The 21709-nt window shown below is 55.8% G+C and carries 19 protein-coding genes; 14 read left to right on the forward strand and 5 right to left on the reverse strand.

What is annotated here, in order from left to right; translation table 11 throughout:
• The first annotated feature begins 26 nt into the window (after positions 1-26).
• The 8 genes from FHS21_RS17525 (at position 27) to phoB (ending at position 9861) form a co-directional block, all read left to right on the forward strand.
• Positions 27-1412: an ATP-dependent nuclease gene (locus tag FHS21_RS17525; RefSeq protein WP_312879895.1), complete on the forward strand. Its 1386-nt coding sequence runs from the start codon at positions 27-29 to the stop codon at positions 1410-1412.
• Positions 1402-3222 carry a UvrD-helicase domain-containing protein gene (locus FHS21_RS17530; protein WP_183663361.1) on the forward strand — a complete coding sequence of 607 codons (1821 nt, stop codon included), beginning with the start codon at positions 1402-1404 and terminating at the stop codon, positions 3220-3222. Before FHS21_RS17525 ends, FHS21_RS17530 begins: the two co-directional genes overlap by 11 nt.
• A gap of 502 nt (positions 3223-3724) precedes the next feature.
• Positions 3725-4711, forward strand: a complete 987-nt coding sequence (locus FHS21_RS17535; RefSeq protein WP_183663363.1) for a hypothetical protein — start codon at positions 3725-3727, stop codon at positions 4709-4711.
• A gap of 677 nt (positions 4712-5388) precedes the next feature.
• Positions 5389-6396, forward strand: a complete 1008-nt coding sequence (pstS, locus tag FHS21_RS17540) for a phosphate ABC transporter substrate-binding protein PstS (RefSeq protein ID WP_376772144.1) — start codon at positions 5389-5391, stop codon at positions 6394-6396.
• A gap of 82 nt (positions 6397-6478) precedes the next feature.
• Positions 6479-7474, forward strand: coding sequence for a phosphate ABC transporter permease subunit PstC (pstC, locus tag FHS21_RS17545; RefSeq protein ID WP_183663365.1), 996 nt, complete (start codon positions 6479-6481; stop codon positions 7472-7474).
• A gap of 1 nt (position 7475) precedes the next feature.
• Complete coding sequence (gene pstA / locus FHS21_RS17550; protein WP_183663367.1) at positions 7476-8333, forward strand: phosphate ABC transporter permease PstA; 858 nt, start codon at positions 7476-7478, stop codon at positions 8331-8333.
• Positions 8326-9129, forward strand: a complete 804-nt coding sequence (pstB, locus tag FHS21_RS17555) for a phosphate ABC transporter ATP-binding protein PstB (RefSeq protein ID WP_183663369.1) — start codon at positions 8326-8328, stop codon at positions 9127-9129. The genes pstA and pstB overlap by 8 nt, the downstream gene beginning before the upstream one ends.
• Before the next feature lie 45 nt (positions 9130-9174).
• Positions 9175-9861 carry a phosphate regulon transcriptional regulator PhoB gene (gene phoB, locus FHS21_RS17560; protein ID WP_183663371.1) on the forward strand — a complete coding sequence of 229 codons (687 nt, stop codon included), beginning with the start codon at positions 9175-9177 and terminating at the stop codon, positions 9859-9861.
• A gap of 763 nt (positions 9862-10624) precedes the next feature.
• On the opposite strand, the gene FHS21_RS17565 is transcribed toward phoB, so the two are convergent.
• Entirely contained in the window at positions 10625-11284 is a 660-nt protein-coding gene (locus FHS21_RS17565) for a calcium-binding protein (protein ID WP_183663373.1), read from the reverse strand.
• A gap of 660 nt (positions 11285-11944) precedes the next feature.
• Between FHS21_RS17565 and FHS21_RS17570 the strand changes: the two genes are divergently transcribed.
• Complete coding sequence (locus tag FHS21_RS17570; RefSeq protein ID WP_183663376.1) at positions 11945-12253, forward strand: hypothetical protein; 309 nt, start codon at positions 11945-11947, stop codon at positions 12251-12253.
• A gap of 885 nt (positions 12254-13138) precedes the next feature.
• Positions 13139-14413, forward strand: a complete 1275-nt coding sequence (locus tag FHS21_RS17575) for a hemolysin family protein (protein WP_183663377.1) — start codon at positions 13139-13141, stop codon at positions 14411-14413.
• 241 nt (positions 14414-14654) lie between these two features.
• On the opposite strand, the gene FHS21_RS17580 is transcribed toward FHS21_RS17575, so the two are convergent.
• From FHS21_RS17580 to FHS21_RS17595, 4 genes are read right to left on the reverse strand one after another with little or no spacing between them, the layout of a single operon-like run.
• Positions 14655-14828 (reverse strand): hypothetical protein, encoded by a 174-nt coding sequence (locus FHS21_RS17580; protein ID WP_183663379.1) that lies wholly within the window; start codon positions 14826-14828, stop codon positions 14655-14657.
• A complete protein-coding gene (locus FHS21_RS17585) occupies positions 14825-15055 on the reverse strand; it encodes a hypothetical protein (protein ID WP_183663382.1) in 231 nt (76 codons plus the stop codon). The genes FHS21_RS17580 and FHS21_RS17585 overlap by 4 nt, the downstream gene beginning before the upstream one ends.
• Positions 15056-15057: 2 nt before the next feature.
• On the reverse strand, positions 15058-15321 hold the full coding sequence (locus FHS21_RS17590) for a hypothetical protein (protein ID WP_183663384.1): 264 nt from the start codon (positions 15319-15321) through the stop codon (positions 15058-15060).
• Positions 15314-15478: a hypothetical protein gene (locus tag FHS21_RS17595; protein WP_183663386.1), complete on the reverse strand. Its 165-nt coding sequence runs from the start codon at positions 15476-15478 to the stop codon at positions 15314-15316. Before FHS21_RS17595 ends, FHS21_RS17590 begins: the two co-directional genes overlap by 8 nt.
• A 383-nt stretch (positions 15479-15861) precedes the next feature.
• Between FHS21_RS17595 and FHS21_RS17600 the strand changes: the two genes are divergently transcribed.
• The 4 genes from FHS21_RS17600 to FHS21_RS17615 all read left to right on the forward strand — a co-directional run bounded on the left by FHS21_RS17600 (position 15862) and on the right by FHS21_RS17615 (position 21635).
• The gene (locus tag FHS21_RS17600) at positions 15862-16623 is read left to right on the forward strand and encodes an ImuA family protein (protein ID WP_183663388.1); all 762 of its coding nucleotides are present in this window, start codon (positions 15862-15864) and stop codon (positions 16621-16623) included.
• On the forward strand, positions 16538-18061 hold the full coding sequence (locus FHS21_RS17605; protein WP_183663390.1) for a DUF6504 family protein: 1524 nt from the start codon (positions 16538-16540) through the stop codon (positions 18059-18061). The genes FHS21_RS17600 and FHS21_RS17605 overlap by 86 nt, the downstream gene beginning before the upstream one ends.
• Complete coding sequence (locus tag FHS21_RS17610; RefSeq protein WP_183663392.1) at positions 18058-21324, forward strand: error-prone DNA polymerase; 3267 nt, start codon at positions 18058-18060, stop codon at positions 21322-21324. Before FHS21_RS17605 ends, FHS21_RS17610 begins: the two co-directional genes overlap by 4 nt.
• Positions 21325-21425: 101 nt before the next feature.
• Positions 21426-21635 (forward strand): cold-shock protein, encoded by a 210-nt coding sequence (locus FHS21_RS17615; RefSeq protein WP_183663394.1) that lies wholly within the window; start codon positions 21426-21428, stop codon positions 21633-21635.
• The last annotated feature ends 74 nt before the right edge of the window (positions 21636-21709 follow it).

The raw sequence follows: 21709 nt of genomic DNA on the forward strand, positions 1-21709 counted from the left end.
CGGCAGACGTATCCGCTGCGATCCGAGTGAGCTTTCGCGGATATTACGACGAGGACGAGGACGATTTTGTCGGCGAGACAATGTTCACGCGAAGCCTGACAGAGGAGGAGAAGCCAACGCCATTCCGCAAAAAGGACAAGCACCTTTGCGGATTCTTGTATCTTCGGACGCTGCGCACCGGATCGCGCGCACTAAGCCTGGAGCATGGCAGCCTGCTGGATATTATCCTTCGCCTCAAAGAGCTGCGGGGAGGTATGTGGGAGGACACTATCGACGAGCTGAAGGCTGTCGATGTTGCTGCAGACCCCGCACTAGGTGTTAGCGGTATTTTGGAGAGCGTCAACAAAGCGCTCAACAAGTACGTGCCAAAGGAATGGGGGGCCAAGCCACAACTGCGGGTCTCAAACCTGACGCGCGAGCATTTGCGCAAGGTTATCACCGCCTTCATGGCAACAGGTGACGGGGATCACGCAGCGCCGTTCTACCGCCAAGGGACTGGCACGATAAACATGCTCGTGCTGGCCCTGCTGTCGCAGATTGCCGAGGACAAGCAGAACGTCATTTTTGCGATGGAGGAAGTCGAGACCGCCATTCCTCCCTATGCGCAAAAGCGCATCGTTCATGAGCTTCGTAAACTTTCTGCGCAGTCTATCGTGACAACACATTCGCCATACGTGCTGGAAGAATACGCAATCGAAGAGACGGTTATTGTTTCACGTTCAAAACAGGGCGTGATGACACAATCGACCGTCGAGCTACCCGACGGCGTAAAGCTGAAGCGCTATCGAAGTGAATTTAGACAGAGGTTCTGCGAAGGGCTACTTGCTAGCCGAGTGCTTATCGCAGAGGGCGCGACAGAGATGTCATGCTTTTCTGCGGTCGCTCGTCGCCTGTCCGAGCTAGATGCGGCCAAATACTCTTCTCTGGAAGCAATGGGAATATGCGTCATCGACGCAGGCACTGACTCCCAAGTCGCGCCATTTGCGAAAATGTACGGCGACCTTGGGAAGCGCGTGTTCGCCGCATGCGACAAGCAAACGGATGAGATCAATGCTACGATAGAGGCGCAGGTCGAACAACTTTTCATGCACGACGAGCATGGCATCGAAGATCTGGTGCTAAAGAACACCACACCAGCGGCTCTCAAGCGGTTTTCCGACAGCATTGAGTGGCCTCCACACCTCATTCACAAGTTCGGCGACCCGGCGGCAAAACCAGCCGAGGCGCTCTCAGCGCTATTCAACTGGAACAAGGGAGGTTGGAGCCTTCCAGACTTCCTCGCGCAATGCACGGAAGACGAAATTCCGGGATTTCTCCGTGACGCCTGCGCCACCTTGAAAGAGCTGTGTCTACCAGAGGTTAAGGCCGAAGCCGAAGGCGAGGAGGGCGGGGTGGAGGCCGATGCCGCTTGACCTTTCAAAAGGCCAAAAAGACGTGCTCGCAGCGGCTGGGCATATTTTGGTGCGCGGCGGTCCAGGCTCAGGCAAGACCACCGTTTCGATCCTCAAGACGGGCCAATATGCAGCGGATATCAGACCCACGCAGCGCGTACTTTTTCTTAGTTTCGCACGCGCGACAGTGTCTCGCGTGCTTGAGGCCATTGCCGAAGAAAAAAGCCTAACACCTCAGGCACGCGCCTCAATCGAAGTTGACACCTACCATTCGTTTTTTTGGAAGACCCTGAAGACACATGGCTACTTGAGCGGGCTACCGCGCAAACTTGCCCTGCTAACGCCACCAGCTGAGGCCGTAGCAGTCTCCCACATCACCGCTGATTACAAAGCGGTTTCAAAGCTCAGCGATGACGAGAAGGCTGAACGAACAGCTCGCATAAACGCCGAACTCTCAGTGCTGGCGCAAACGAAAGGCAGCATCTGCTTTAATCAATTCGCACCAGCCGTTGCCGACCTTTTGGAAGCCAGTACACGGCTCTGTTCTCTCATCGCCGCACACTATCCGGTGATCGTGCTCGACGAATTCCAAGATACAAACTGGGATCAATGGCGCGTGGTGAAGGCATTGGGTGCCCACTCTACGTTGCTGGCACTTGCAGACCCAGAGCAAAGGATTTTCGACTTTATCGGGGCAGACCCCGAACGGCTCAATCATTTTGTCGAGGCATTTGAACCTAAGGAGTTTGACCTTGCCGGGGATAACCACCGGAGTAAGGGCACCGAGATCTCTATCTTCGGCAACGATATTCTTCGAGGAAAATTTTCAAAGAACGCCTATGAAGGCGTGACCTTTGGCACATTTGCGTCCGTCGAAGCTTTGGCGCTCGCCAAACTAAAATCAGAGACCCTTGCGGCGCGGACCAGGCTTATTGAGACTGGCCGATCTGACTGGTCGATGGCGATATTAGTCCCAACCAAAAAACTGACCAGGGTCGTTTCAGACGCGTTTCGCGGACCAACCGGCAAACTGCCAGCAATTATCCATGACGCAGCCATCGATATGGAGGCTGCGATCCTCGGAGCCAACATTGTTGCGTGGTTAATGCAGCCGAAGTCGACTGCCGACAGGCACATCTTCGTCCAACTTGTGGCCGACTACCACCGAGGCAAGAACGGCAACGAGGCGTCTAAGACCAACATCGAAAAAGGCGCATCGATATTAAAGGCTTACGGCCGAATGACAGACTTTGCTGCACGAGGCAGACCCTTACCCGCCACCAGCATCATGGTCGCGATGATGGACGTTTACGAACGTGCATTGGCGCTAAAACTGTCTGGCGATCCTGACGCGGATTGGACTGCAGTTCGGTTGCTGATGGAAAACGGTGACTGCAAGCATCTGTCCGAGATTGGGCTGGAAACTCGCAACGTCCGTCTGCTTGATCGTGGCACGCAACTCCGGCAGGCACTCAGTCAGGATTGGCGTACATTCGGTGAATTCCGCAACGCCGTCGCAATCGTTCGGGCGGCTTTTGTTCAAGAACATTTCTCAAGCCGTTTGAAGGCTGAAAGAGGTGTGTTTGTGATGAACATGCACAAGGCCAAAGGTAAGCAATTTGACGAGGTAATCATATTTGAAGGCTGGCCTATCAGAGCGAAGGGACAGATCGTCAGCAATTCAAACCGCATTGTTCAGCAGAATGACCTCGCAAACGTAGGAACAGAAGCCAGACAAAACTTTCGGGTGAGCGTCACGCGCGCAAAACAGCGAACTACGATTTTGACGCCTAAGGACAACGTCTGTGTCCTTTTTTCCGAAGGCGACTAGCCACTCAGACCGTGAGCCATCCGTATTGCCGCATCCCACAACTTCTGGAAGCTCTCGACAGGGTCCAGGATGCACAATCCCGCCCCAGGCGTTCAGTCGTCCTGAACCTGTTCATTCTGGATCACGAATCGGGCTGGCCTCGCCCATAATGCGCCGCTGAGTGCTGGAATTGAACAAGGCAGAAGCGATCGCGGAATTTGCGGCCGCATCTTCATTTTCCCACGGATAACGGCCCGAAAGCGGACTGAGCGTTTTCCACCCCGTGGCTGACGTTTCGAAAAACTAAGCGGTCCATCCGCTTCTACGAACGCCTGGGATGGGCAAGAGCGACCGAAGTGCGGGCGCTTAACGGTATGGCAGTTCAACACGCCATTGTGGTCATCAAAAAATTAATCGCCAAATTCGGTAACCTTGAATTCATTTTCGCAGGGCGATATCGAGCTGCACCAAAGACTACCCTGTATTGTGCGCCCACCCAAACTTCCTGCGAAAGCCAAAGAGTATGATGACTGTGCCGATCTATCTTTATCTTGACGGCATTCCCGCTGACGCGCCCGGCCGGGCCGACGAACCATCATTCGCGTTCGACCCACAGGGTATGTGGCGGTTCTCGAGCGACGATGGCTGGTACGCGGTCGAGGCTGCGGCGGTCGAAATGCATCGGATGTTCGCGAGAGCGATCTTCAAAGGGCTCCGTTACAACGAACTATTGCCGCTCGTACCCCCTTTCATCGCGACATTGGGTCACAATTCCGAAGCGGCAGGTTCTAAATCGGATTTCGAAGAGGTGCTTGGGCTTGCAAATCGCATCCCAGAGTTGCACCGGTTCCTTTACTTATATGACTGTCAACGCCTCGTCAGTGCCATTCAGGAGTGCGCTAAGGAGATCATTCAGATCCAGGGCGACTTCTATAGCACGTTTAACCTCGAATCCTTCTTCTATCCACCTATGAAGCACGAGGATGGACTGCGGTATTCGACGTCACCGGTAGTCACCAAGCTGTTCGCATTCCTTAGCTTTTTATTCATCAGGATGCATAGTCTGCTCGACTACACCGTGAAGGTGGCAATGGAAGCTGAAAAGCTCCCGACCAACCTCAACAACTACCCTAAAATGTCGAGCCTCAACGCGCAGTACGGCGACCGCAAGCGTGTTGGACTAAACAAGGAAGCGGGTACGCTCTTCGAGGACTGTACATTCCTTGTCACAATAGAGACCTTGCGCAACCACATCATTCACAATGGGCTGCTCGATGACATGCCGAAGGCCTATGAGGAGATTAAGGACGGCGTTGCAGCGGAAAAGTACATTCTGATGCCAAACATGACTGATGGCCACTTTGACAAATTTCGCAATCGCAATCTTTTCTATGGTCGAGAGGATAAGATCAATCGGCGACTCCCCTTCATAGTATCCGAATTCTTGGGGAGGCAGGAAGTAACTCTCCGGGCGATCGCCGAGGGTCTGCGGAGCCGGCACGATCTTTGAGAGTTAGCTTCTATTAGTAGAATGTTCCAACTGGGGCCTCTGCTGGACCCCAGCGAAACGTCGACTTTCGGAGCTAGGGGAGACCCTTTGGATGGCCGGAACGAGGGCGCAAAGCGGCAAGCCGCGCCACGATTGCCAAACGGCAGCTTAGGGCCACAGCGGTCCTTCACTCTGCAGGATTAATGGGTCCGAAGCCGGGGGCCGCGTCTCACACGCCAAGCTTATCCGCGATCGTAACGCACGCCATTTAGAGTCAGATTTAACGAACTCGCGAACTGATGCGGAGCGCGATGTCGGAGCGCCACTGCACATCACGGTAAATTGAGCCTGTTCGCTGTCGGCGATGTCGCGCTTCGCCGTATGGAATTGTACATGCCAATGGAGCAGCTCCGCCGGTTTGCAATAGGATGAAGCTGTTCATGCAAACCGTTGTTTCACTTTGAAATATCGTGAGCTGTCACTTGGTTTAATGCTAAAAGCATTCTCTATCTCTCATATTTTAACGTCGATTCGGTTCTCAAAGACTGCGGTAGAGGCGGTTTTTGCTGTCATGTAACTGTCATCCAGCTAACTTAATCCACCCACGTACGAGACGGTTGCCTTCTCACTTGGCCCGGTCGGGCCAGCGACCGTATCGAAAACGCCAGGAGACAGGGATCGTGGGAATTCTTCAGAATATCAAGAGCATAAGCGTCGGTTTGGTTGTACTTGCCAGTGCAACGACAGCGAGCTTTGCCGCAGACATCACCGGCGCTGGATCGACCTTCGTCTATCCGGTCCTTTCAAAGTGGTCGGCTGACTACAACCAGAAAACCGGCGACAAGCTCAACTACCAGTCCATCGGCTCCGGTGGTGGTATTGCCCAGATCAAGGCTGCAACCGTTGACTTCGGCGCTTCCGATATGCCGATGCAATCCGACGAGCTCAAGAGCCTCGGCATGGGTCAATTCCCACTCGTCATGGGCGGTGTCGTTCCGGTTGTGAACATCGAAGGTGTCAAGCCCGGTGCGATTAAGTTCACCGGCGAACTGCTCGCCGATATCTATCTCGGCAAGATTTCAAACTGGAACGATCCGGCCATAGCCATGGTCAATCCCGATCTAAAGCTGCCCGACGCGAAGATCACAGTTGTTCACCGTTCCGACGGCTCGGGCACGACATTCAACTGGGTCAATTATCTTGCGAAGGTGAGTGGCGATTGGAAGACAAAGGTCGGCGAGGGCACTTCCGTTTCCTGGCCGACTGGCGTCGGCGGCAAGGGCAATGAAGGCGTCGCGGCCTATGTCGATCGCATCAAGGATTCGATCGGCTATGTCGAGTATGCCTACGTTCTCCAGAACAAGATGACTTACGGCGTTGTCCAGAACAGGAGCGGGAAATTCATCGAACCGAGCGTCGAGAGTTTCCAGGCCGCCGCTGCCAGTGCGGACTGGGCAAACGCCAAGGACTTCTACCTCGTCATGACCGACGCGCCCGGAGAAAACGCTTACCCGATCACCGCGACCACTTTCATCATCATGTATAAGGACCCCAAGGACGCCGCCCGATCCAAGGAAGGCTTCAAGTTCTTCAAGTGGGCTATTGAGAACGGCCAGAAGGAAGCCAAGGCACTCGATTACGTTCCGTTACCGGATCCGCTGGTCAAACAAATCGAAGGCTACTGGTCGTCTGAATTCAAGAGCTAACCACTTGCTACCGCTTCAGGAGGCGCGCAGTTCGCACTTCCTGAAGCACGAGTTCCAGTTTGAAGAGAATTGTACCCATTTCATGACTGACCGCGCAACAGCTGGCCTTCGCATTCCGACATCATCGAGAGACACGACCCGCCGACGCGTGATCTCTGACGCCTTGGGCGACAGGCTGTTCTATTGGCTGGTTGCGGGTGCTGGCTTCTTCGTGCTGATCGCACTTGGGGCCGCGGCGCTGTCCATGGCCTGGGGTGGACGTCTGGCATTCGCGACGTTTGGCTGGCGATTTTTCTACGGTACCGAATGGGATCCGGTGTCCCGTCAGTTCGCGGCGTTTGTCCCGATCTACGGGACACTCGTTACATCAGCCATCGCGATGATTATCGCAGTGCCCGTTAGTCTCGGCATTGCGATCTTCCTCACGGAAGTTTCGCCTCGCTGGCTGCGCGGACCTGTCGGCACCGCTATCGAACTGCTCGCCGGAATACCAAGCATTATCTACGGCATGTGGGGCTTGTTCATCTTCGTCCCTTTCATGTCGGACCATGTGCAGCCCTGGATGATAGACCATCTTGGCCCGTTGCCGATCATCGGCGCGCTCTTCGATGGCGCACCCATGGGAATCGGCATGCTGACCGCGGGCATAATCCTTGGCATCATGGTGATCCCGTTCATCACGGCGGTGACACGAGATGTTTTTATGGTCGTGCCCGCGACACTCAAGGAATCCGCCTATGCGCTTGGCAGCACCAAATGGGAAGTCGTAAAGGATGTCGTGATCCCCTATACGCGCACCGCCGTTGTCGGCGGCATATTTCTCGGTCTCGGCAGGGCCCTTGGCGAGACCATGGCTGTCACGTTCGTTCTCGGCAATGCACACAACCTCAGCGTTTCGCTGATGGAGCCCGGAAACTCGATTGCGGCAGCCATTGCGAATGAATTCACGGAAGCGGATTCCGATATCTATCTGTCGTCGCTCATCGCCCTCGGTTTCGTGCTCTTCGTCGTGACGTTCATCGTCCTTGCAATTGCCAAGCTCATGCTCCAGCGCATTGCCCGGCAAAAAGGTGAGTAGAATGACCACGGCCGACTCCCTTCATCGCCGCAGGCAAATGGTCAGCTACGTTGCTCTGACCTTGGCGACACTCGCCACGGTGCTCGGTCTTGTCTGTCTTGTCTGGATCCTGGCCACGACTTTTTTCGAAGGGTTAGGGGCGTTAAATCTCAAACTCTTCACCGAGATGACGCCTCCGCCCGGTGAAGCAGGTGGCTTGCTCAACGCATTTTTTGGCAGCCTGGTGATGGTGGTGATGGCGGTGGCGATCGGCAGTCCGATCGGTATCGCCGCCGGAACGTTCCTTGCGGAATATGCGCGGGACAGCCGTATCGGCGAGATCATACGCTTCGTCAACGATATCCTGCTGAGCGCGCCGTCGATCATCATCGGCTTGTTCGTCTACGAGCTCGTCGTAAGGCAAATGGGACATTTTTCCGCCTATGCCGGCGGGCTGGCGCTCGCTTTCATCCTCCTGCCTGTCGTCGTGCGCACAACGGACGAAATGCTGCGTCTCGTTCCTGACGTCATGCGCGAGGCTGCGCTTTCGCTAGGGATACCGCGCTGGAAAATGGTCGGTCACGTGGTTTATCGAGCTGCCAAAGCCGGGATACTTACGGGCGTGCTTCTTGCAGTTGCCCGAATTTCCGGTGAGACGGCACCACTTTTGTTCACTGCCCTGAATAACCAGTATTGGACCAGCGATCTGTCCGAACCGATGGCCAATATCCCGGTCGTCATCTTCCAATATGCCATGAGCCCCTACGACGAATGGCATACGCTCGCATGGGCTGGCGCATTCGTCATGACGCTGTTCGTGCTGCTGCTCAGCATCGTTTCCCGCATGTTTCTCAATCGAAGGAAGTCCGACAATGCTTGAGAGAAGTCCGGTTGGAGGAGAGGCGATCAATCCCAGTACATCCGAGCCGAAGCTTGTGCTCGACAATGTCAATTTCTTCTACGGCCAAAATCATGCTGTGCATGATGTGAACATCGAATTTCCCTCGGGGCAGGTATCCGCACTGATCGGGCCTTCTGGTTGCGGTAAGTCAACACTGCTAAGAGTTCTCAACCGCATCTACATGATTTACCCGAAGCAGCGTGCGACGGGCAAAGTCCTGCTCGATGGGGAAGATATCCTTGATAGCCGGTATCCGTTGGGTCGCCTGCGGGCGCGTGTGGGCATGGTGTTTCAAAAGCCGGTGCCGTTTCCCATGTCGATCTATGAGAATGTCGCCTACGCCATACGCCACTATGAACGTCTGTCACGTAGCGAAATGAACGACCGCGTGGAAGGAGCCTTGCGTCAGGCGGCACTATGGGACGAAGTCAAGGACAAGCTGCTTGCGAGCGGCCTGAGCCTCTCGGGTGGCCAGCAACAACGTCTTTGCATCGCGCGGGGAATTGCCCTGCGACCTGAGGTTCTTCTGCTCGACGAGCCCACATCCGCACTGGATCCCATATCGACTGCCCGCATCGAGGAGCTGATCGATACGCTGAAGAGACAGTTCACAATCGTCATCGTCACCCACAACATGCAGCAGGCGGCACGCATATCGAGTAATACAGCGTTCATGTACCTGGGAAAACTGATCGAGTTCGGTCCGACGACTGACATTTTCAACCAGCCACAGGACCAGAGGACCCTCGAGTATATTACGGGTCGTTTTGGGTGAGGCCGGCTGTCTGACGGTATCTTTCAGAATCGAGTAGAGATCATTATGGCAAGAGCTCCCAGAATCACTGTTGTGGAGGACGAAGAAGCCTTGTGCCTTCTTCTCCGTTACAATCTCGAAGCGGAAGGTTATTTGGTCGAGACGATCACGCGCGGCGACGAAGCGGAAATCGCCTTGCGCGAAACCGTACCGGACCTTCTCGTTCTCGACTGGATGCTTCCCGGACTTTCCGGTATTGAATTGTGCCGCAGACTGAGGGCCCGGCGGGAGACCGGTATCCTGCCGATCATCATGCTGACGGCGCGGGGTGAGGAGAGCGAACGGGTGCGCGGGCTGGCGACGGGCGCGGATGACTACATGATCAAGCCCTTCTCGACACCCGAGCTGCTTGCTCGCATCAGGGCGATGCTGCGCAGGGTAAACCCCAGCCTTTTGCTGAACGTTCTCAGCTTCAGTGATCTGAAACTTGATCGCGAGCAGCACCGGGTTTATCGCAAGGAGCGCGAACTAAAGCTCGGACCGATGGAATTCCGTCTGCTGGAGTTTTTGATGCAGTCGCCAGGTCGTGTGTTCTCGCGCGGTCAGCTTCTCGATAACGTATGGGGACCGGATATCTATGTCGATGACCGCACGGTCGACGTGCATGTCGGACGTTTGCGTAAAGCCATCAATATCGGCCGATCCATCGATCTCATTCGCACTGTTCGTGGCGCGGGATATTCGTTCGGCTGACCGACCACTTCGTGCCCATAAACGTTGCAGTATCGGTCGTTGCCGCACCGTTTTCTTGCTCGCGTGCTCGGTACAAAGCCTCGATCTCCGCCTCTATCGCCACAGATTCTTGCGGAATTAGGTAGCAACTGCCACCAAAGTTTTACGAACATGCTAAATCCAATTGCATCACGCTCAGATTGAGGAAGCGACCCTTCGGTTTTCTACAATGTCTGATTTTTTGGAGGGCGGTACCCGCGACCGCTCAATGCGTAGGTGCTTGACCGCTATCGCCAGCCCATGTTCAGGACTCCCAGCAGGCGTCGGCCACAGGCGTCAATTCTGGTCAGTTTCAGCGCGAGCCGTTACTTGTATAGCCCAAGCAAGCTTGAACTTGGGGGGCGACCTACTTTGTTTGAGCGTCTGTTCGAGTAGCCTTTTGGGGTTCCTCAGCCGCGTCTGTTGCTGATTTAAGCACCTTTGGATCCCACAGAGGTTCTTGATCCCGAACGGCCTGCCGGCGGCCCTTGCGTTTGATTTCAACTTCAAATGATTTTGCAGGCTTCATGAGAACTCTGGATTGACGAAGAGGTTGGGGCGGGACGAATCATATGTCATCTCTGACGTCATATGGTATTTAATTTTTCGAAAACACCACAGCCATAATGGGGATATTGGCTTCGCTGAACGCGGTTGCCACAATCGTTGATACACCGACGCAAGCCGACGTTGCCCTTTGAAAAAGGCGTGCCCGGCTTGGAGGCAGGGCACGCCTTTTTCGCTATCAATGAACGACGAAATAGTCGCCCGGATGGCTGGTGACCTCGTCGGCGCTGACGCCCACGAGTGTGACGGAATCGCCATGTCCGAGATCGACAACAACATTGTCGCCAACCTGTGTGACACGTGATGCCAGGTCATCAGCAGATTGAATGTCCTGACCGTTGATACCGCTGGATATCTGGAGGATGTCTTCACCAGGGGTAAAATCCAGTACAACGTCGTTACCGCCGCCGCCACTGAACGAGAATACGTCATTGCCGGCACCGCCGACGAGAACGTCGTCGCCTGCACCGCCTGAGAGGAAGTCGTTGCCGGCACCACCGAGAAGCACGTCGCTTCCAGCGTCACCGAACAAAATGTCAGACCCGGCACCGCCCTGGAGAACATCGTCTCCATTGCCGCCGAACAGGATGTCACTTCCATCACCACCGCTCAGCACATCTGAGCCATTGTCCCCAAAGAGAATGTCGGAGCCATTGCCGCCGAAGAGGGCATCATCGCCCTTGTCGCCGAACAATAGGTCATTCCCATCATCCCCGAAGATCGAGTCATCACCCTGTCCGCCAAGAACGACATCATCACCGCCATTGGCGTGGATGAAGTCGTCAAAACGCGAGCCAAATAACACGTCGTCGTAAGCGCCGCCTTCTAAAGTGGCCATATATTTCTCCTCTGTTCTAAAACTGCCGGATTTGTCCGGCGATTAATGCCTCCCTGATGACTGTGCACGACATCAGTCGAAATACGATATACGCCAAGAATATAAATGCAACATTAAATAGTAATAAACAGAAACAGGGGGGGCTTTCTGCAACATATACTGAACAAGTAATTTGTATTTTCGGCAACGGTAATTAATTTATACAGAAGTATTGCAGACAGATTATTTCATGTTTTGAATTATATTTGGCCGACGCTGGATGCCGGATCGTACTTGACCGTAAGAATGCCAGTCATTCGTTAGAGTCGCTGCACGTCATCATGATTTTTCGCGCCTGAATTCTCGAAGTTTGTCAGGCTAGCGGCCCACAGCGGCATCGTAAGGGGTTTGCCGAAAGGTGGGAGAGGCTAATCGGCTCTCTTGCACCGAATAAGCCCAATTCAGATCCAGGTTGGGTGCTGGCATGTGCGACATGGCGCAGAATCTTCAGAGCGATATATCATTCGCCAAGCCCGCCCTAGATAGGTTGCCCGTAAAGGGGAACGCACGGACCTGAAGGCGTCAAATTCGGATGTTAGAGTGCTGTTCACCTGATATTCAGGTTAAAATTGCGAAAATCCGCCATATGCGCCCCGTCGACGCGACAGGAGGACTTGTACCATGAAAATTCTCGGCTTCGTGACCGCCCTTGGCATCGCCCTCACATCCGGCATGGGAGTAGCCGCGGCCGATCCGTGGAAGGATGAAAGCGGCCATGGGCGTTGGATAGGCCGCTATGAACAGCGCGGAGACGATTGGCGGCCACGCCGCTACTATCGCGAGCGTCGCTATGAACGTCGCGCTTACAAGGAAGAATACCGACGCGGCCGATGCAAAGTCGAGCGGAAGTGGGACGACGACGAGTACAAGGAAGAGATCAAGTGCAAGGGCGGCAGGCGGCGTCCAGTCTACGACTATTACCGCTACTGACGCGTTCTTGGCTTCGTTTGTCGAGGCGATTGGGATCGAATTCGGCTTGAAGTCATCCCCGCTGTTAACGGCGCTTGACGCGCCACTTCACTTCGTCCTCCCTCGCCCCCCGCTCGATTCAACTGACTGATCTGGGACCTAACGCGGCGCTTCGGTAGCTCTCTTCCTGGGAGAGCTGGAGCTGCATGTTCTTCGAACAGAGCGACACATTCGTCAGGAATCGCTAAGGAGGGTGATCGGGTCCGTGCATATTGGAGCATTTCGCTTGCAGCCATTACACCTCCGGCTGAGCCGCAAAAGACGTCCCGTTCTGGCGGCGCTAAGCCGACATTGCCTGTCAGCAGCAATACCACGACCGCCGGAAGATTCTAAAAGCATCACCACTATGTAGTTATATTTCAACTATATAAATGCTGTTTGGTGGTCTTTGCTACATAATTCCGAAGAATTACATGCCCCTTTCAGACAGGGCAGATTTCAAATCTGGTGGTTTTTGCTACATAATGGCGATTGTCTGCATACCTGGCGAACCGATGGTCTGCAATAAATGGTGCTTTGGTAACGGCTCACTGCGCGGTAGTTGACGCTTTATACTAAGATATAGGCCGAGCCTGACGCCGCCTTGTCGACTGCCACCAAAGCTTCAGCCATCGCAGTTCCTAAAAAAACGTGCCTCCCGTCGCCATTTGTCCCGAGAATCGATAGCCAAGAAGATAGAGTTCGCGATTTCTTGACCGAATCATATCCCACCTCCATTAGTTCGGTTGCCACTTGACTAGCTTCCATGCTTGGCTGAAACGACGTAATTACCTACTTGGTTGCAGCAGCTGGGCATTTGACGAATTCGGCTGCAAAAGTTTCGTCTTAGGGTTAATCCAAAATCTTATGTTTGAATTGCTGATCGTCGGTTTTCTTATTCTCCTGAACGGAGTTTTCGCACTTTCTGAACTTGCGGTGGTCTCGGCACGTAAGGCTCGACTGGAGATGTTGCTCGATCGCGGTGTCGCGGGAGCAAGCGATGCCATTGCGCTTTCGGCGAATCCCGGCAAGTTTCTATCAACAGTTCAAATCGGCATCACACTCGTCGGTATCATCGCGGGTGCGTTTTCCGGTGCAACACTTGGATCGCGCATGAGCGTATTCCTTGCCGGTATAGGCGTGCGCGCCGATATCGCCGATGTGGCAGGTTATACTCTCGTTATCGGTATCATCACTTATCTATCGGTAATCATCGGCGAACTCGTTCCCAAACATCTGGCATTGAAGAACCCGGAGCGCATAGCCTGCTTCATCGCCCGCCCGATGAATGTCCTATCGCTTGTCGCTGCGCCGGCCGTCTGGGCCTTGGATGCGTCGACGCGCGGTGTGTTCAGGCTCCTTGGTATATCGACTGCTTCTGAAAGCGCCATAACCGATGAGGAAATCCTGACGATTGTTGCAGAGGCCGGCAGCACAGGCGTAATTGAGGAGGCAGAGCGCTCGATGATATCCGGTGTCATCAGGCTCGGTGATCGCAGCGTTCGCGCTGTGATGACGCCGCGGACCGAAGTCGAGATGGTCGACATCGGCGAAGATGCGGTGTCATTGAAACGCAAACTCATCGCAGCCAACCACTCCTGTCTCCCGGCGTTTGATGGTAATCGCGACAATGTCGTCGGCGTCATAATGCTTCGGGATATGATCGAGCCGATGCTTGCGTCTTCGGCGGTAGTCATCCGCGACCACGTGCGCCACGCTCCGATCATTCCTGACACGATGGATGCGTTGGCGGCGCTCAAGGTCCTGCGAAATGCCGACGTGCCAATGGCACTCGTTCATGACGAATATGGTCACTTTGAAGGACTTTTGACACCCGGCGACATCCTTGATGCCATTGCGGGCGCGTTCCGCTCGGATGAGGATCAGTCAGAAAATGAGGCGGTGCGGCGGGAGGACGGATCATGGCTTCTTGCGGGTTGGATGCCGGTCGATGAAATGGCGGAGCTGCTGGGTCTCGACCTACCTGAACACCGCCACTACGAGACGGTAGCGGGCTTTGTGATCGATCACTTAGAAAGGATTCCCGTAACGGGAGAGGCCATAGAAGTTGAGAATTGGCGATTCGAGGTCGTCGACCTTGATCACCGCCGCGTCGATAAAGTCTTGGCGTCCCGCTTGTAGCCAGATCGGGTCTAAAGTTAGGAGATCTTTTCTCCAGTTCTGGCAGGTCTAGAACGTGGCTGGTGGCGACACTGCGTCATGCTCGAGCGAGATGTCATCTTAGAGGACCGTCGATGCGCTATCGAACGCACGGAGTTTGAAGATACACAATGAAGCTCGCGCCCATGGTGGCTACTTTCTTTCGAGCCCGCGCCATGCTTGCGGGTACTAAAGAAGCCCGGATTTTAGTCCGCGAGGCGAGTTAATTGTCAGCATCACCTTTATGTTCGCCGCAATACCATTCAAGTCCGTAGCGCTTCTCAAATCCGAACGATCCCCACGCATTGCAGCCTTCGTGCATGCAGTAGTGTTCAAAAAGCCCGGCCGGGGCTTTCTCCATATGATCGGGATAGGCAGGTTTTGGGGTTTCGCTCATTTACCGATCTTCATTTTCAGGTGGACGCCCTTGTAATTCTGGGGAATCCCTGCCTTGGCATGGACTTTCGCCAGCTTGTCGAGCCACGCCGCAATGTCTTCAGGCACTAGCTCAATGTCGTTGCTCCAGGCGTTGACCAGAAACACATCGCATTCCAGGGCGGCTGCCAGATCAAGTTGAGACCATCGTAGAAGCTTCAGGCATTCGTTAAATCGTTCAGGCGTCAATATTACTCCAGCTCCGGCACGTCGCCGGATTGAAACAGAATCGTCGGCGGCCCGTATTCACCGATAACAGGTTGAGCTTCCCGACTCCAAGCCAAAACGCCCGCACATTTCGCCGCGAGATAACGTGCCATTCGCGTGGCGTCTTCCGGGGTATCGAACTGCATCGGATCATAAGCCGGCACCAGTTCGCCATTGTCCGCGCGGCTGAATGCTACGACAACGACAAGGCGGGCGGGAGCAGCTTTTGCGACGGGCAGCTCAGACATCTTTTTTCTTCATCAACTTGCGCAACTCGGTTTCCACCGACAGCAGCACATTCTGCTGCATAGCCAGTGCGGTGTTGTCCGCAACCTCGATCATTGCAGCCAAGACCTCTTCCTTGGTCCATCCCGCTACCTGCGCGTCGCCGAGCAACTCAAGCATTCGATCTTCAATAGCTCGTTGGCACTCGGCGAACCGATCAGCATGTTTCCTTGGATGGCTCGGGCCCGTGAGTGGCATGTAACCCCCTTGGCCAATGCCTCATCGTACATTTCAAAACTGCCGGCGTGAGAGCGATAGCTGTAATTATGACTGCAATTCATAGGAGCTCGATTGTTAGCATATTCCCATGCTGAATCCCAGAATGACGGTGCCGACATTCAGACAGCGTCTACCTCGCTAAATATAAGTTTGTTGCGAATCCGTGGCTTATCCTCCTGCGGCAAACGACCATGGGAATTCCCATTGACTTCCCATCTTGAAAATAAGAACAAAAGAGGAACAATGAAATCCCCTGCGCATTTGCTGCGTTGAAAGGACCATGCGTGAACGACGTCGTTACCACACCCGTCATTGCCGAACTTCGTGATCGCATAGCGCGGCTCGAAGGGGGCCGGGCACGTGGTGCCGAGGTGCTCCCGTTCGGCCTTAAGGCGATAGATCGAGTTCTGCCGGGCGGGGGACTGGCGCTCGGGTGCCTGCACGAAGTGGCTGGCGGCGGCAACGGAGCGATTGATGGTGCTGCTGCGGCACTTTTTGCGGCGGGCATCGCGGCGCGGACCAAAGGCAAGGTCCTGTGGTGCATCACCCGGCAGGACCTCTTTGCTCCGGCGATTGCCCATGTCGGATTGGGAAGCAACCGCGTCATCTACGTGGAGGCCGGCGACGAAAAGTCCGTGCTTGCCTGTTTCGAAGAGGGCTTGCGCCATGGCGGTCTTGGTGCGGTTGTCGCCGAGATTGCGCGGCTGTCAATGACATCATCCCGGCGGCTGCAACTCGCGGCAGAAGGGTCCGGCACCATTGGCATCGCGGTGCGGCGCTGGCGGCGGCAGACCGAGGCAGCAGACTTTGGCCAGCCGACGGCGTCCGTCACGCGGTGGTGCGTGTCTGCGCTGCCATCATCACCTCTGCCCGTGCCCGGCGTCGGGCGTGCGCGCTGGCAGCTAGAACTGATCCGCTGCCGTGCCGGAGAATCTGCCGATTTCGAAGTGGAGGCCTGCGATGACAAGGGTCGTCTCGCTCTTCCTTCCGACGTGGTCTACGGATCGCCTCAGAAGGAAATTGGGCGACGCCGCGCCTCCGCCTGAGGCTCCGCTCGTTCTCATCGGTCGCGATGCACGCCGCCGGGTGGTGACTGCCGTCAACACAGCCGCCATCCGGGCGGGCTTGCGTGTCGGCATGGCGGCAACCAAGGCCCAGGCCTTGGTCACCGGGCTCATTACCATGGATGCCGATCCGAAAGCGGATGCCGAAGCGCTCGAACGGTTGGCGCTGTGGGCGATGCAAAGGTACGCGCCGATCGTTGCCGCCGACCATCCTGACGGCGTCGTTCTCGATACCACGGGCGCTGATCACCTGCGTGGAGGCGAGGAGGCAATGCTCGACGAGATGGTTCAGAGGTTTCGCACTTCAGATATCGCCGCATGCGCAGCGATTGCCGATACATGGGGTACGGCACACGCGGTTGCCCGTATATGTGCTTCACCGACACTCATCGTGCCATCGGGAGCCAACGCAGCAGCCTTGGCGGAGTTGCCGATCAATGCGTTGCGTTTGCCTGTTGATACCGTCGAGGCACTGCGGGTCCTGGGCTTTTCCACGATAGGTGAACTTGGCACAACAGCCCGAGCACCGCTGGCCTTGCGTTTTGGACCCCAGATCGGGCGTCGGCTGGATCAGGCATTTGGGCGTGTGGCTGAACCAATCGACCCAATCCGCACGCCGGACCTGATCGAGGTGCGCCGCGCCTTTGCCGAACCAATCGGTGCCGCCGAAACCATTGCCCGCTACATCGGCAAACTGGTCGAACAACTCTGCGTTTTGCTGGAGATCAAAGCGCTTGGTGCCAGACGTCTCGATCTGCTGCTGCACCGGGTTGACAACCGCATCGAAGCGGTCCGTGTTGGAACAGCGCTTCCGGTACGTGATGTGAAGCGTCTGGCACGGCTGCTATGCGACAAGATCGGCACGATCGATCCAGGCTACGGAATCGAGATCATGAGTCTGGTCGCAACGGTGGCCGAGCCGCTCGGCATGAAGCAGACCAAATCATCGTTGATCGACGAACCCGAGGCTGATGTTTCAGGATTGATTGACACGCTCACCAACCGTGTCGGCGAAACCCGGATCTATCGCTTTGCAGCCGTACCGAGCGACGTTCCCGAACGCTCGGTCAAACGCATCGCTGCGCTGTCGCCCGAGACTCTAGAGAACTGGCCCGCCGATTGGCCGCGGCCGACGCGGTTGTTGAAATCTCCCGAACACATCGAGACCGTTGCGCTGCTGCCCGATCATCCTCCAGCCTCATTCACATGGCGGGGCATTCGCCGCCGGGTCAAGCGGGCCGACGGACCCGAAAGAGTGTTCGGTGAGTGGTGGCATCGAGATGCCGAGATGGTTGCCGTTCGAGACTATTTCATCGTCGAGGACCAGGCGGGCGAACGGTTCTGGATCTATCGGTCAGGCGACGGCGAGAATACCGAGACAGGGTCGCATCATTGGTTCATGCACGGATTGTTCGGATGAACGAACAGCGCTACGCCGAACTGCAGGTGACGTCGCACTTCTCGTTTCTGCAGGGAGCCAGTTCCTGCGAGGAATTGTTCGGGCAGGCGGCACTGCTCGGCATCGAGGCATTGGCAATCGTCGATCGCAACAGTGTTGCCGGGATCGTTCGCGCACATCAGGCCGCCAAGGATGCTGGTATCAGTTTGATTGTCGGTTGCCGTCTCGACCTTGTGGACGGTACGTCGATCCTGGTTTATCCAACAGACCGCCCAGCCTATTCGCGCCTCTGCCGCCTGCTGTCGCTCGGCAAGAAACGCGGCGGCAAGGCCAAGTGCATTCTGGACTGGTCGGACGTGATGGCCTATGGCGAAGGCTTGATTGCCGTTCTGTTGCCGGAACAGGCGGACGATCTGTGCGCGATTCAGTTGCGCAAGTTGCGGGAGTTCTTCTCCGACAGGGCTTACATGGCCCTGACGCTCAGACGACGGCCGAATGATCAGTTGCGGCTGCACGATCTGTCCAATTTGGCGGCACACGCACAGGTTCCGACTGTCGTCACCAATGACGTGCTCTTCCATACTCCCGACCGCCGGATCCTGCAGGATGTCGTTACCTGCATCCGCCACAATGTCAGTATCGACGACGCGGGCTTCCGGCGCGAACGTCATGCGGACCGCTATCTGAAACCGCCGGAAGAAATGGCTCGGCTGTTCGGCCGCTATCCGGAGGCGCTGGCGAGAACGCACGAGATTGCCTGCCGCTGCCATTTCTCCCTCGACGAACTTGCCTATCAATATCCTCAGGAGCGTACATTGCCGGGGCTCTCCGCTCAACAGGCGTTGGAGAAGATGACTTGGGAAAGCGCCACTGAGCGCTATCCGGAAGGATTGCCGGACAAAGTCACTGCAACATTGAAGCATGAGCTGAAACTGATCGAGACGCTCGGGTACGCGCCATACTTCCTAACGGTCAATTCCATTGTCCGCTTTGCCCGCTCGCGTGACATCCTTTGCCAGGGCAGGGGATCGGCTGCCAACAGCGCCGTCTGCTATGTGCTCGGCATCACCTCGATCGATCCAGAACGCAATGATCTTTTGTTCGAACGCTTTGTCTCGGAAGAACGGCGGGAACCGCCCGATATTGACGTCGACTTCGAACACGAGCGCCGTGAGATCGTCATGCAATGGGTGTTCGAAACCTATGGCCGCAATCATGCAGCCCTTTGTTCGACCGTCATCCGTTACCGCGCCAAAGGCGCTCTGCGCGATGTCGGCAAGGCATTGGGATTGCCTGAAGATGTAACCAAGATGCTGTCATCACAAGTCTGGGGTTGGGGCGAAGACATCGGGGCCAAACATGCCCAAAACCTAAATTTGAATATGAGTGATAGACGTTTGCGGTTGGCACTTGATCTTGCACAGCAACTGACGGGAGCACCGCGGCACTTGTCGCAGCACCCCGGCGGGTTTGTGCTGACCCATGACAGGCTTGATGAGCTGGTGCCGATCGAGCCGGCCGCCATGCCCGACCGCCAGGTCATCGAATGGGACAAGGACGACATCGATATCCTCAAGTTCATGAAGGTCGACTGCCTGGCGCTTGGCATGCTGTCCTGCATGAAACGCGGCTTCGATCTTCTTGCCGAGCACAAGGGCATCAATCTCGATCTGGCAACCATTCCCGCTGAGGACCCGCGCACTTACGCGATGATCCGCAAGGCCGACACGCTCGGCACTTTCCAGATCGAGAGCCGGGCGCAGATGTCGATGCTGCCGCGGATCAAGCCACGCACCTTCTATGACCTTGTCATCGAAGTCGCCATCGTGCGCCCGGGCCCAATCCAGGGTGACATGGTGCATCCTTACCTGCGACGGCGTGAGGGCAAGCAAGAGGTCGCTTATCCCAAGCCCGAACTGGAAAAAGTTCTGGGCAAGACGCTTGGCGTGCCGCTGTTTCAGGAACAGGCGATGCGGGTTGCCATAGAATGTGCGGGTTTTACGCCGGGCGAGGCTGATCAATTGCGAAGGGCAATGGCCACTTTCAAGCACACGGGCGGCGTTTCCAAATTTGGCACCAAGCTCATCGAAGGTATGGTGGCCAACGGCTATGAGCGCGAGTTTGCCGAGCGCACCTTCAAACAGCTTGAAGGCTTCGGTTCCTATGGTTTTCCGGAAAGCCACGCCGCATCGTTCGCCCTTATCGCCTATGCCTCTTCGTGGCTGAAATGCTGGCATCCCGACGTCTTCTGTGCGGCGCTGTTAAATGCACAGCCTATGGGGTTCTATGCTCCGGCGCAGATCGTCCGTGATGCCCGCAATCATGGTGTCGAGATCAGACCCGTCTGCATCAATGCCTCCCGCTGGGACTGCACACTCGAGCCGACAGACGTCGAGGAAAGGCTTGCCATACGCCTTGGCATGCGAATGGTTCGAGGACTCGCCAACAAGGAGGCTGCGAAGATCATCGGCACTCGCAGTGACGAGCCCTTCGTTTCCATTGACGACCTCTGGCGACGGGCAGGGGTCTCGACGTCATCTTTGGTGGAGCTGGCGGAAGCCGACGCTTTTCAGCCGTTCTTGGGATTAACACGGCGGGAAGCACTCTGGGCGATCAAGGCACTGCGCGATGAACCGCTGCCATTGTTCGCGAGCGCGTCAGTTCGCGCAGCGCAAACGGTGCCGGAACTGCAGGAACCTACCGTCCAGCTTCAGCCGATGAAGGCCGGCGGCGAGGTTGTTGAGGACTATCGCCATGTCGGACTGACCCTGCGCGATCACCCGATCGCCTTCCTGAGGGAGAGCCTGCGTCATCGCCGCATCATATCTTGCGCCGAAGCCATGCAGTCGCGCGATGGACGATGGGTTGAAACGGCGGGTCTGGTTCTGGTTCGACAACGCCCTGGATCGGCCAAGGGCGTTATGTTCATCACAATCGAGGACGAAACGGGCATCGCCAATCTGGTCGTCTGGGTCAAGGTGTTCGAAAAATATCGTCACATCGTGTTGTCTGCAGGCATGATGGCCATCAAGGGCAAGATCCAGCGGGAAGGCGATGTCGTCCACCTCGTCGCCAACAGGTTGACGGATCTGTCGTCGGAACTCGCAAGTGTTGGCGATCGGGATGCAGAATTTCCGTTGCCGCATGGACGCGGCGACGAATTCCATCACGGCAGTCCTGCTTCCGACCCACGCTCAGTACCAAAGGGCATGAAGGCGCGCGACTTCTTTGATCCCTACGGGCACATTGATACGATCAAAGTGAAGACACGCGATTTCAAGTAGAGGAGGGGATCGCAAGATCGTACTTACCTGGCGCAAAGGCTTGATACGGGATGCGTCGAGCGATAATGATACTGTTGAATTTGCTATCGGGAGAATTAATCGTGGCTACAGGTACTGTGAAATGGTTCAATGCAACCAAGGGTTTCGGTTTTATCCAGCCGGATGACGGTGGCGCTGACGTCTTCGTCCATATTTCTGCCGTTGAGCGCGCCGGAATGCGCAGCTTGAATGACGGGCAAAAGATCAATTACGAGATGGTCCGCGACAACAGATCCGGCAAAATGTCCGCCGATCAATTGAGCGCAGGTTAAATCGTCCCAGCCGAATACCAAACAGCAACGAGGCGGGATCATGGTCCCGCCTTTCTTCTCGTGTCTCGGCAAGC

Source organism: Phyllobacterium trifolii, assembly GCF_014192095.1.
GTDB classification, from domain to species: domain Bacteria; phylum Pseudomonadota; class Alphaproteobacteria; order Rhizobiales; family Rhizobiaceae; genus Phyllobacterium; species Phyllobacterium trifolii.

What these genes read in the sequence shown, in the direction of transcription:
- FHS21_RS17565 (WP_183663373.1), bottom strand. Translation starts at nt 11,284, where the DNA reads ATGGCCACTTTAGAAGGCGGCGCTTACGACGACGTGTTATTTGGCTCG.
- FHS21_RS17605 (WP_183663390.1), top strand. Translation starts at nt 16,538, where the DNA reads ATGACAAGGGTCGTCTCGCTCTTCCTTCCGACGTGGTCTACGGATCGC.
- FHS21_RS17595 (WP_183663386.1), bottom strand. Translation starts at nt 15,478, where the DNA reads ATGCTTGAGTTGCTCGGCGACGCGCAGGTAGCGGGATGGACCAAGGAA.
- FHS21_RS17575 (WP_183663377.1), top strand. Translation starts at nt 13,139, where the DNA reads ATGTTTGAATTGCTGATCGTCGGTTTTCTTATTCTCCTGAACGGAGTT.
- pstB (WP_183663369.1), top strand. Translation starts at nt 8,326, where the DNA reads ATGCTTGAGAGAAGTCCGGTTGGAGGAGAGGCGATCAATCCCAGTACA.
- FHS21_RS17570 (WP_183663376.1), top strand. Translation starts at nt 11,945, where the DNA reads ATGAAAATTCTCGGCTTCGTGACCGCCCTTGGCATCGCCCTCACATCC.
- FHS21_RS17535 (WP_183663363.1), top strand. Translation starts at nt 3,725, where the DNA reads ATGATGACTGTGCCGATCTATCTTTATCTTGACGGCATTCCCGCTGAC.
- FHS21_RS17610 (WP_183663392.1), top strand. Translation starts at nt 18,058, where the DNA reads ATGAACGAACAGCGCTACGCCGAACTGCAGGTGACGTCGCACTTCTCG.
- phoB (WP_183663371.1), top strand. Translation starts at nt 9,175, where the DNA reads ATGGCAAGAGCTCCCAGAATCACTGTTGTGGAGGACGAAGAAGCCTTG.
- FHS21_RS17590 (WP_183663384.1), bottom strand. Translation starts at nt 15,321, where the DNA reads ATGTCTGAGCTGCCCGTCGCAAAAGCTGCTCCCGCCCGCCTTGTCGTT.
- pstC (WP_183663365.1), top strand. Translation starts at nt 6,479, where the DNA reads ATGACTGACCGCGCAACAGCTGGCCTTCGCATTCCGACATCATCGAGA.
- FHS21_RS17580 (WP_183663379.1), bottom strand. Translation starts at nt 14,828, where the DNA reads ATGAGCGAAACCCCAAAACCTGCCTATCCCGATCATATGGAGAAAGCC.
- pstA (WP_183663367.1), top strand. Translation starts at nt 7,476, where the DNA reads ATGACCACGGCCGACTCCCTTCATCGCCGCAGGCAAATGGTCAGCTAC.
- FHS21_RS17530 (WP_183663361.1), top strand. Translation starts at nt 1,402, where the DNA reads ATGCCGCTTGACCTTTCAAAAGGCCAAAAAGACGTGCTCGCAGCGGCT.